The organism is Microbacterium sp. AISO3, from assembly GCF_002204305.1.
GTDB lineage: Bacteria > Actinomycetota > Actinomycetes > Actinomycetales > Microbacteriaceae > Microbacterium > Microbacterium arborescens.
The window spans coordinates 275,006-284,902 of the sequence record NZ_NHRF01000002.1 but is presented as its reverse complement, the minus strand read 5'-3'; the positions used below and the strand labels follow the sequence as shown (position 1 = coordinate 284,902).

Below are 9,897 nucleotides of genomic sequence, written 5' to 3'. Positions count from 1 at the left end.
GCACCCAGCAACCTTTAACCCCGTCCTGTGAGGCGGAGAAGGGAGCGGCGGATGAGCACGCGCACCGTGCTGCATGAAGCCGACATCGCCCGGGCCCTGACGAGGATCTCCCACGAGATCCTCGAGTCGAACAGGGGACCCGCCGGCCTCGTCATCCTCGGCATCCCGCGGCGGGGCGTTCCCCTTGCCGCGCGCATCGGCTCTCTCCTCGCGGAGATCTCCGGGACGGTCGTCCCGGTCGGAGCCCTCGATGTGACGATGTACCGCGACGATCTGCACCGCAACCCGACGCGGGCACCTCAGCCGACGGAGATCCCCGAGGGCGGGATCGACGGCAAGGTCGTCGTGCTCGTCGACGACGTGCTGTTCTCGGGACGGTCGATCCGTGCGGCCCTCGACGCGCTGCAGGACATCGGCCGCCCGGCGGCCGTCAGACTCGCGACTCTCGTCGACCGCGGTCACCGCGAGCTCCCCATCCGCCCCGACTTCGTCGGCAAGAACCTCCCCAGCGCCCGCGATGAGCGGGTCAACGTGCGCCTGCGCGAGGTCGACGGCGTCGAGGAGGTGACGATCGGCTCATGAGGCACCTGCTCGACACCAAGGGTCTGGATCGGCGCGACGCCCTGCGCATTCTCGACGTCGCCGAAGACATGTCCGCCACGCAGCAGCGCGAGGTCCGCAAGCTTCCGACGCTGCGCGGCAAGACCGTGGTGAACCTCTTCTTCGAGGACTCCACGCGCACCCGGATCTCCTTCGAGGCGGCCGCCAAGCGCTTGTCCGCCGACGTCATCAACTTCTCGGCGAAGGGATCGTCGGTGTCCAAGGGGGAGTCCCTCCAGGACACCGCGCAGACGCTCCAGGCGATGGGGGCCGACGCGGTCGTGATCCGGCACGGCGCGTCGGGAGCTCCGCAGACGCTCGCCACCAGCGGGTGGATCAGCGCGGGAGTCGTCAACGCCGGCGACGGCACGCACGCGCATCCGACGCAGGCCCTGCTCGACGCGTTCACCATCCGCAAGCGATTCTTCGGCGATGCCAGTCGCGGCCGCGACCTCTCCGGCCTCCGGGTGACGATCGTCGGCGACATCCTCCATTCGCGCGTCGCGCGATCCAACGTCTGGCTCCTGACGACCCTCGGCGCCGAGGTGACCCTCGTCGCGCCCCCCACGCTCGTTCCCCAGGACGTCACGGCCTGGCCGGTCCGCCTCGCGTACGACCTCGACGAGGCCATCGCGGACGGGCCGGACGCGCTCATGATGCTGCGTATCCAGCTCGAGCGCATGAACGCGGCGTATTTCCCGACTGAACGGGAGTATTCGCGCACGTGGGGCCTCGACGCTGCGCGACTCGCGGCGCTTCCGGCCGATAGCATTGTCCTGCACCCCGGCCCGATGAACCGGGGGATGGAGATCTCCGCCGCCGCCGCCGACTCGCCGCGCTCGACCGTGCTCGAGCAGGTGGCGAACGGTGTCTCGGTGCGGATGGCCGTGCTCTACCTGCTGCTCGCGGGGGAGCGCACCGAAGCTGAGGAGGACGGACGATGAGCGAGAGCTTCCTCATCCGCGGGGCGCGCCGGGCCGGCGGCGACGCCATCGACATGGTGGTCTCCGACGGGATGATCACCGAGGTCGGCTCGAGCCTGAGCGCCGGCGGAGCGACCGTGGTCGACGCCGACGGACTCATCGCCCTGCCCGGGCTCGTCGACCTGCACACCCATCTGCGCGAACCGGGCTACGAGGCATCCGAGACGATCCTCACGGGCTCGCGCGCCGCGGCGGCGGGCGGGTTCACCACCGTCTTCGCGATGCCGAACACCTCGCCCGTCGCCGACACGGCGGGCGTCGTCGAGCAGGAGCTCGCCCTGGGCGAGGCCGCCGGCTACGTGCACGTGCAGCCGATCGGCGCCGTCACGATCGGGCAGAAGGGCGAGCGCTTGGCCGAGCTCGGCGCGATGGCCGCCTCCCGCGCGCGGGTGCGCGTCTTCAGCGACGACGGCTTCTGCGTGTTCGACCCGCTGATCATGCGCCGCGCCCTCGAGTACGTGAAATCGTTCGACGGGGTCGTGGCCCAGCACGCGCAGGACCCGCGGCTCACCGAGGGCGCTCAGATGAACGAGGGCACCGTGTCGGCCGAACTCGGCCTCACCGGCTGGCCGGCGGTGGCCGAGGAGTCGATCATCGCGCGCGATGTGCTGCTCGCCGAGCACGTCGGCTCGCGTCTGCATGTCTGCCACCTCTCGACGGCCGGTTCCGTCGACATCATCCGGTGGGCGAAGAAGCGCGGCGTGAACGTGACCGCCGAGGTGACACCGCATCACCTGCTGCTGTCCGAAGAGCTCGTCCGCGGCTACGACGCCCGCTTCAAGGTCAACCCGCCGCTCCGCCGCGACGAGGACGTGCGGGCGGTCCGCGAGGGCCTCGCCGACGGCACGATCGACATCGTCGCGACCGACCACGCGCCGCACCCCGCCGAGGCGAAGAGCTGTGAATGGGCGGCGGCGGCCAACGGCATGGTGGGTCTCGAGTCCGCGCTGCGTGTCGTGCAGCAGGCGGTCGTCGACACCGGACTGCTCGACTGGGACGACGTCGCCCGCGTGCTCTCGACGGCTCCCGCTCGGATCGGTCGCCTGGCCGATGCCGGCACGCCGCTCGAGGCGGGCCGCCCCGCCTCGTTCACGCTCTACGACCCGCGCCCGGTCCGCACCTTCACGGACGCCGATCTGCGCGGCCGCAGCGTCAACTCGCCCTACCTCGACCGCGAACTGCCGGGCGAGGTGCGCTGGACGTTCTTCCGCGGGACGGCGACGGTCGCCGACGGCGACCTGCTCGACCGTCCGGGAGCACGCCCGTGACCCGCGAGGGTGCGCTGCTCGTCATGGTGGCCGTCGCCCTGGCGCTGCTCGCGCTCGGGGTCTGGGCCTGGCGACGACGAACGAGGCGCGACAGCGGCCTCACGGCACCCGTCGGCGAACTCCCCGCCGACGCCGTGTCGACGGCGGTGATCTCGGGGCTCTACGTCGCGACGACCCGCCACGACGAGCCGCTCGAGCGCCTCGCCATCCGCGGGCTCGGATTCCGCTCTCGCGTCGACGTCATCGTCGCTGCGGGAGGCGCGGATGACGGCGTGGCCATCGACCTGACCGGTCAGCCGCGCCTGTTCATCTCGGCAGAACGCATCGTCTCCGTCGATCAGGCCACCGTCGCGATCGACCGTGTCGTCGAGAAGCAGGGCCTCACCCGCCTGAGCTGGCTGATCGACGACGAGACGATCGTCGACAGCTACTTCCGGCCCCAGACCGCTTCGGCCCGTGCGCTGGCCGAAGCCATTCAGACCATCGTGACCCCCACCCAGACCCCAGGAGGCGACGCGTGACACTGTTCACCCGTGACCCCGCCGTGCTCGTGCTCGAGGACGGATCCCGCCACATCGGCCGCGCCTACGGCGCGCGCGGCACCACCCTCGGAGAAGTCGTCTTCGCGACCGGCATGACCGGCTACCAGGAGACCCTCACCGACCCGTCCTACGCGGGCCAGATCGTGCTGCAGACCGCACCCCACATCGGGAACACCGGCATGAACGGCGAGGACGTCGAGTCCCGCCGCATCTGGGTCGCCGGCTACATCGTGCGCGACCCGTCGCGTGTCGTGTCGAACTGGCGCTCGGAGAACTCCCTCGACGAGTCGCTCGAGCGCGACGGCATCGTGGGCATCAGCGGCATCGACACGCGCGCCGTCACGCGCGTCCTGCGCTCGGCGGGCTCGATGCGCGGCGGCGTGTTCAGCGGCGACGCCGCCGACATCGATCCCGAGGAGCAGCTGCGCATCGTCCGCGAGGCGCCCGAGATGACCGGTCGCAACCTGTCCGCCGAGGTGTCGGTGCCCGCTGCTGAGGTGACCCCGGCGACGGGCGAGCGGCTCGGGAACCTCGCGGTGCTCGACCTCGGCGTCAAGCAGGCCACGGTGAACAACCTCGCCGCGCGCGGGTTCGACGTCCATGTCCTGCCTCAGGACGTCACGCTCGAGCAGCTGCGTGCGATCGACCCGATCGCGGTGTTCTACTCCAACGGTCCGGGCGACCCGGCCGCGAGCGACCACCACGTCGAGCTCCTGCGCGGAGTCCTGGCCGAGAAGCTGCCGTTCTTCGGCATCTGCTTCGGCAACCAGCTCCTCGGCCGCGCCCTCGGCTTCGGCACGTACAAGCTGCCCTTCGGTCACCGTGGCATCAACCAGCCCGTCCTCGACAAGCAGACCGGCCGCGTGGAGATCACCGCGCACAACCACGGCTTCGCCGTCGACGCGCCGATCGAGGGCGTCGTCGACAGCCCCGCCGGCTTCGGCCGCGTCGAGGTCAGCCACGTCGGCCTCAACGACAACGTCGTGGAGGGGCTGCGCGCCCTCGACCTCCCGGCCTTCTCGGTGCAGTACCACCCCGAGGCCGCGGCCGGTCCGCACGACGCCAACTACCTCTTCGACCGCTTCCGCGACCTCGTGATCGCGACCCAGGAGAACAAGAACTGATGCCCAAGCGCGACGATATCCAGAGCGTCCTCGTCATCGGGTCGGGGCCGATCGTCATCGGCCAGGCCTGCGAATTCGACTACTCCGGTACCCAGGCGTGCCGTGTCCTGCGCGAGGAGGGCGTCCGCGTCATCCTCGTCAATTCGAACCCGGCGACGATCATGACCGATCCCGACTTCGCCGACGCCACGTACATCGAGCCGATCACGTGGCAGGTCATCGAGACGATCATCGCCAAGGAGCGCCCGGACGCGATCCTGCCGACCCTGGGCGGCCAGACCGCTCTGAACGCGGCGATCGACCTGCACAAGCACGGCATCCTCGAGAAATACGACATCGAGCTGATCGGCGCGAACTTCGAGGCGATCAACAAGGGTGAGGATCGGCAGATCTTCAAGCAGCTCGTCATCGACTCGGGAGCGGATGTCGCCGACAGCCGCATCTGCCACACGATGGACGAGGTGCTCGCGGGCGCCGCCGAGCTCGGGTACCCCCTCGTCGTGCGTCCCTCCTTCACGATGGGTGGTCTGGGCTCCGGCTTCGCGTACAACGAGGAGGATCTGCGCCGCATCGCGGGTGCGGGCCTGCGCGACTCGCCGACGACCGAGGTCCTGCTCGAGGAGTCGATCCTCGGGTGGAAGGAGTACGAGCTCGAGCTCATGCGCGACTCGGCCGACAACACCGTGGTCGTCTGCTCGATCGAGAACGTCGACCCGGTCGGCGTCCACACCGGCGACTCCATCACGGTCGCGCCGGCCCTGACGCTCACCGACCGCGAGTACCAGAAGATGCGCGACATCGGCATCGACATCATCCGCGCCGTCGGCGTCGACACCGGCGGCTGCAACATCCAGTTCGCCGTCGACCCGCAGACGGGCCGCATCATCGTCATCGAGATGAACCCGCGCGTGTCGCGTTCGTCGGCGCTGGCGTCGAAGGCGACCGGATTCCCGATCGCCAAGATCGCCGCGAAGCTAGCGATCGGCTACCGCCTCGACGAGATCCCGAACGACATCACGAAGGTCACCCCGGCGAGCTTCGAGCCGACGCTCGACTACGTCGTGGTCAAGGTGCCGCGGTTCAACTTCGAGAAGTTCCCGGCCGCTGACACCACGCTCACGACGACCATGAAGTCGGTGGGCGAGGCGATGGCGATCGGGCGCAACTACGCCACAGCTCTTCAGAAGGCGCTGCGCTCGCTCGAGAAGCGGGGGTCGAGCTTCCACTGGGGCGACGAGGAGCGCTCGGTCGACGAGCTGCTCGAGATCGCGAAGACCCCGACGGACGGGCGGATCGTGGTCCTGCAGCAGGCGATGCGCAAGGGCGCCACGGTCGAGCAGGCTTTCGAAGCCACCGCGATCGACCCGTGGTTCCTCGACCAGATCGAGCTCATCAACGAGGTCGCGGCCTTCGTGGCCGACGCCGGCGAGCTCGACGAGCACGTCATCCGCACGGCGAAGGACCACGGGTTCAGCGACGCGCAGATCGCGCAGCTCCGCGGGATCACCGAAGAAGAGGTGCGCGGCGTGCGCCACGGCCTCGGACTGCGGCCGGTCTTCAAGACGGTCGACACGTGCGCCGGAGAGTTCCCCGCGCTCACGCCGTACCACTATTCGTCCTACGACACCGAGACCGAGGTCACGCCCTCGGACCGCACGAAGGTCGTCATCATCGGTTCGGGCCCCAACCGCATCGGGCAGGGCGTCGAGTTCGACTACTCGTGCGTTCACGCGAGCTTCGCGCTGGCGGATGCCGGGTACGAGACGATCATGGTCAACTGCAACCCCGAGACGGTCTCGACCGACTACGACACGAGCGACCGGCTCTACTTCGAGCCGCTGACGCTCGAGGACGTGCTCGAGGTGCTGCACGCGGAGTCGCAGTCGGGCACGATCCTCGGCGTCATCTGCCAGCTCGGCGGTCAGACGCCGCTCGGGCTCGCGAAGGGCATCGAGGCCGCCGGGTACAGCATCCTGGGCACCCAGCCCGCGGCGATCGACCTGGCGGAGGAGCGCGAGCTCTTCTCGCGTCTGCTCGACGACGCCGGTCTCGTGGCTCCGCGCAACGGTACGGCGATCGACGTCGACGGGGCCGTCGAGGTCGCCGAGTCGATCGGCTACCCCGTCCTGGTCCGCCCGAGCTTCGTCCTCGGCGGCCGCGGCATGGAGATCGTCTACGACACCGAGAGCCTGCGCGACTACTTCGTGCGCGTCGCCGACCAGGCGATCATCGGCCCCGGGCTCCCGCTGCTGGTCGACCGCTTCCTCGATGACGCGGTCGAGCTCGACGTCGACGCGCTGTTCGACGGCGAAGAGCTGTACATCGGCGGCGTGATGGAGCACCTCGAGGAGGCCGGCATCCACTCCGGCGACTCGAGCTGCACCCTGCCCCCGATGTCGCTGGGCCGCACCGAGATCGACCGGGTGCGCGAGGCGACTCTCGCGATCGCACGGGGAGTCGGCGTTCGCGGCCTCCTCAACGTGCAGTTCGCCGTATCGGCGGGCGTGCTCTACGTCATCGAGGCGAACCCGCGTGCGAGCCGCACCGTGCCGTTCGTGTCGAAGGCGCTCGGCATCCCGCTCGCCAAGGCCGCCTCGCGGATCATGGCCGGGTCGTCGATCGCCGAGCTGAAGGCCGAGGGGCTCCTGCCCGCCGAGGACGGCTCGCGCGTCCCGCTCGATGCGCCGGTCGCCGTCAAGGAGGCCGTGCTTCCCTTCAAGCGCTTCCGCACCGCGGACGGCCGCACGGTCGACTCCGTCCTCGGGCCCGAGATGCGCTCCACGGGCGAGGTCATGGGAATGGACCGCGACTTCCCGACCGCGTTCGCCAAGAGCCAGGCGGCCGCTTACGGCGGCATGCCGACCTCGGGCACCGTGTTCCTGTCGGTCGCCGACGATGACAAGCGCGCCGTCATCCTGCCGGCTCACCGGCTGCAGGAGCTCGGCTTCCGGCTGATCGCGACGGAGGGGACCGCCGAGATCCTCGCCCGCAACGGCATCCGCGTCGAGGTCGTCGGCAAGTACTCCGAGACGCAGGGGTCGGGCGAGCGCAACGTCGTCGACCTCATCAACGCCGGAGAGATCGACATGGTCGTGAACACGCCCTCGGGCGGCGTCGCACGAGCCGACGGCTACGAGATCCGGGCGGCGGCCGTGGCGGGTGACCGCGCGCTGTTCACCACGATGGCCGTTCTCGGCGCCGCCGTCAGCGCGCTGCCGGTCCTCCGGGAAGGCTTCGAGGTCAAGAGCCTGCAGGACTACGCCCTCGAGCGGGCGGGGCGCCGGTGACCGTATTCGGGGAGCGCCTGTCGGGCGCGCTCGAGACGTACGGGCCGCTCTGCGTCGGCATCGACCCGCACGCCGCACTGCTCGCGGACTGGGGCCTCCCGGCCTCAGCCGCGGGCGTGCGCGAATTCGGCCTGCGCGTGGTCGAGGCCGCGCGCGGGCGCGTGGGCGTCGTCAAGCCGCAGGTCGCGTTCTTCGAACGCTACGGCTCGGCGGGATTCGCCGCCCTCGAGGACGTGCAGCTCGCCGCGCGTGACGCGGGCCTCGTCGTCATCGCGGATGCGAAGCGGGGCGACATCGGCAGCACGATGGACGGCTATGCCGCGGCGTGGCTCGAGCCGGGCGCCCCGCTGGAGGCGGATGCCGTCACGGTCAGCCCGTACCTCGGCCCCGAATCCCTTCGCGGCACGATCACCGCGGCCGCGCGCGCCGGCAAGGGCGTCTTCGTTCTCGCCGCGACCAGCAACCCCGAGGCGTTCGGGCTGCAGTCCGCGGAGGTCACCGCGGTCGACGCGCAGCGCGGCCAGACGGTCGCGGACTGGGTGGCTTCCGGCGTCGGCTGGGCGAACCGTGCAGCGGCGGACGCGGGAGGGCTCGGTCACGTCGGGCTGGTCGTGGGGGCGACCGTCGACCGCGACGAGCTCGGCCTCACCGAGGAATCGCTCCGCGGCGCGCCGATCCTCGCTCCGGGTTTCGGGGCACAGGGCGTCGCGCTCGGCGCCGTGCGTTCGGTGTTCGGGTCGCTCGCGGCCCAGGTGATCGCGAGCGCCAGTCGCAGCGTGCTCGCCGCCGGTCCCGACGGGATCGTCTCGGCCATCGAGGCGCATCGGCGGGAGCTGGCCGAGGCAGAGGAGGAAACCCGTGGCTGATCGTCCCCACCCGCCCGAGGTGGACCGCGCCGCCGCGTCGCGCCGTGCGGTCGAAGCGCGGCGCGAGCGGGCGGCGCTGAAGAAGGATGTCGCGATGCGCGTGATCTCGCCTCAGGAGCTCCTGCGGCGCGCTCTCGCCGACCCCGAGTCGCCGGCCGGCGCCATGCGGGTGACCGACTTCCTCACCGCCATCCCGGCGATCGGTGAGAACAAGCGCGACCGCATCCTCGCGGATCTCGACATCTCGCCCGTCAAGCGCCTCGGCGGGCTGGGCTCGCGCCAGCGGCTCGCACTGCAGCGATTCCTGGATGCCCGCCTGCCCGAGCCCCAGCCGCGCGCGGGCCGATCGCGGCTGCTCGTGCTCGCCGGACCCACTGCGGTGGGCAAGGGAACGGTCGCCGCGCACATCCGCGACAACCATCCCGAGATCATGCTGTCGGTCTCGGCGACCACCCGGGCCCCGCGGCCGGGCGAGGTCGACGGCGAGCACTACTACTTCGTCGACGACGCCGAGTTCGATCGTCTCATCGCCGAGGGAGCGCTGCTCGAGTGGGCCACGGTGCACAACCGCCACCGCTACGGCACGCCGAAGGCGCCCATCGAGGCGGCGCTGGCCGCGGGACGCACGGTGCTGTTGGAGATCGACTTGCAGGGAGCCCGTCAGGTGCGCGCGGCCGCGCCGGACGCGACCCTCGTCTTCCTCTTGCCGCCCAGCTGGGATGAACTGGTCGACCGGCTCGTCGGCCGGGGAACCGAGGATGCCGAGGAACGCGCCCGTCGCCTCCGCACGGCACGCGTCGAGCTCGCCTCGCAGGGTGAGTTCGACTACCGCGTCGTCAACGACACCGTCGCGCGCGCGGCCGACGAGGTCGCCGCGCTGGCCGACTGATCGCGTAGACTGGGGGGATGCCTGCGCCTGCGGCGCGGCAGCAGACTCTCCACCGACATCGATCCCGGAAGGATCCGCCATGGCCGGAAGCAACGAAGGCATCATCGACCCGCCCATCGACGCCCTGCTCGACAAGGTCGACTCGAAGTACCAGCTGGTCATCTACGCGTCCAAGCGTGCGCGCCAGATCAACGACTACTACTCCGACCTTCACGAGGGCAACCTGTTCGACAACGTCGGTCCGCTCGTCGACTCGTCGGTCGAGGACAAGCCGCTGACGATCGCGATGCACGAGATCCACGAGGACAAGCTGCGCCTGCGTTCGCTCGACTGATCCG

9 protein-coding genes are annotated in these 9,897 nt (G+C 70.4%); all 9 read left to right on the top strand.

What is annotated here, in order from left to right; translation table 11 throughout:
- Positions 1 to 51 precede the first annotated feature (51 nt).
- The 9 genes from pyrR (at position 52) to rpoZ (ending at position 9,893) form a co-directional block, all read left to right on the top strand.
- On the top strand, positions 52 to 582 hold the full coding sequence (gene pyrR, locus CBF90_RS04185) for a bifunctional pyr operon transcriptional regulator/uracil phosphoribosyltransferase PyrR (RefSeq protein ID WP_023950589.1): 531 nt from the start codon (positions 52 to 54) through the stop codon (positions 580 to 582).
- Positions 579 to 1,544 carry an aspartate carbamoyltransferase catalytic subunit gene (locus tag CBF90_RS04180; RefSeq protein ID WP_088379979.1) on the top strand — a complete coding sequence of 322 codons (966 nt, stop codon included), beginning with the start codon at positions 579 to 581 and terminating at the stop codon, positions 1,542 to 1,544. The genes pyrR and CBF90_RS04180 overlap by 4 nt, the downstream gene beginning before the upstream one ends.
- Complete coding sequence (locus CBF90_RS04175) at positions 1,541 to 2,851, top strand: dihydroorotase (RefSeq protein WP_023950594.1); 1,311 nt, start codon at positions 1,541 to 1,543, stop codon at positions 2,849 to 2,851. The genes CBF90_RS04180 and CBF90_RS04175 overlap by 4 nt, the downstream gene beginning before the upstream one ends.
- A complete protein-coding gene (locus CBF90_RS04170) occupies positions 2,848 to 3,372 on the top strand; it encodes a hypothetical protein (protein ID WP_036304570.1) in 525 nt (174 codons plus the stop codon). The genes CBF90_RS04175 and CBF90_RS04170 overlap by 4 nt, the downstream gene beginning before the upstream one ends.
- Before the next feature lie 2 nt (positions 3,373 to 3,374).
- Positions 3,375 to 4,517, top strand: coding sequence for a glutamine-hydrolyzing carbamoyl-phosphate synthase small subunit (gene carA / locus CBF90_RS04165; protein ID WP_064956765.1), 1,143 nt, complete (start codon positions 3,375 to 3,377; stop codon positions 4,515 to 4,517).
- Positions 4,517 to 7,804 carry a carbamoyl-phosphate synthase large subunit gene (carB, locus tag CBF90_RS04160; protein WP_064956540.1) on the top strand — a complete coding sequence of 1,096 codons (3,288 nt, stop codon included), beginning with the start codon at positions 4,517 to 4,519 and terminating at the stop codon, positions 7,802 to 7,804. Before carA ends, carB begins: the two co-directional genes overlap by 1 nt.
- Positions 7,801 to 8,670 (top strand): orotidine-5'-phosphate decarboxylase, encoded by an 870-nt coding sequence (pyrF, locus tag CBF90_RS04155; RefSeq protein WP_088379978.1) that lies wholly within the window; start codon positions 7,801 to 7,803, stop codon positions 8,668 to 8,670. Before carB ends, pyrF begins: the two co-directional genes overlap by 4 nt.
- Complete coding sequence (gmk, locus tag CBF90_RS04150) at positions 8,663 to 9,559, top strand: guanylate kinase (RefSeq protein ID WP_088379977.1); 897 nt, start codon at positions 8,663 to 8,665, stop codon at positions 9,557 to 9,559. The genes pyrF and gmk overlap by 8 nt, the downstream gene beginning before the upstream one ends.
- Before the next feature lie 79 nt (positions 9,560 to 9,638).
- Positions 9,639 to 9,893: a DNA-directed RNA polymerase subunit omega gene (rpoZ, locus tag CBF90_RS04145; RefSeq protein ID WP_023950606.1), complete on the top strand. Its 255-nt coding sequence runs from the start codon at positions 9,639 to 9,641 to the stop codon at positions 9,891 to 9,893.
- Positions 9,894 to 9,897: the final 4 nt, after the last annotated feature.

Excerpts from the sequence above, each read along its gene's own strand:
- CBF90_RS04180 (WP_088379979.1), top strand. The coding sequence starts at position 579 with ATGAGGCACCTGCTCGACACCAAGGGTCTGGATCGGCGCGACGCCCTG.
- pyrR (WP_023950589.1), top strand. The coding sequence starts at position 52 with ATGAGCACGCGCACCGTGCTGCATGAAGCCGACATCGCCCGGGCCCTG.
- carB (WP_064956540.1), top strand. The coding sequence starts at position 4,517 with ATGCCCAAGCGCGACGATATCCAGAGCGTCCTCGTCATCGGGTCGGGG.
- CBF90_RS04175 (WP_023950594.1), top strand. The coding sequence starts at position 1,541 with ATGAGCGAGAGCTTCCTCATCCGCGGGGCGCGCCGGGCCGGCGGCGAC.
- rpoZ (WP_023950606.1), top strand. The coding sequence starts at position 9,639 with ATGGCCGGAAGCAACGAAGGCATCATCGACCCGCCCATCGACGCCCTG.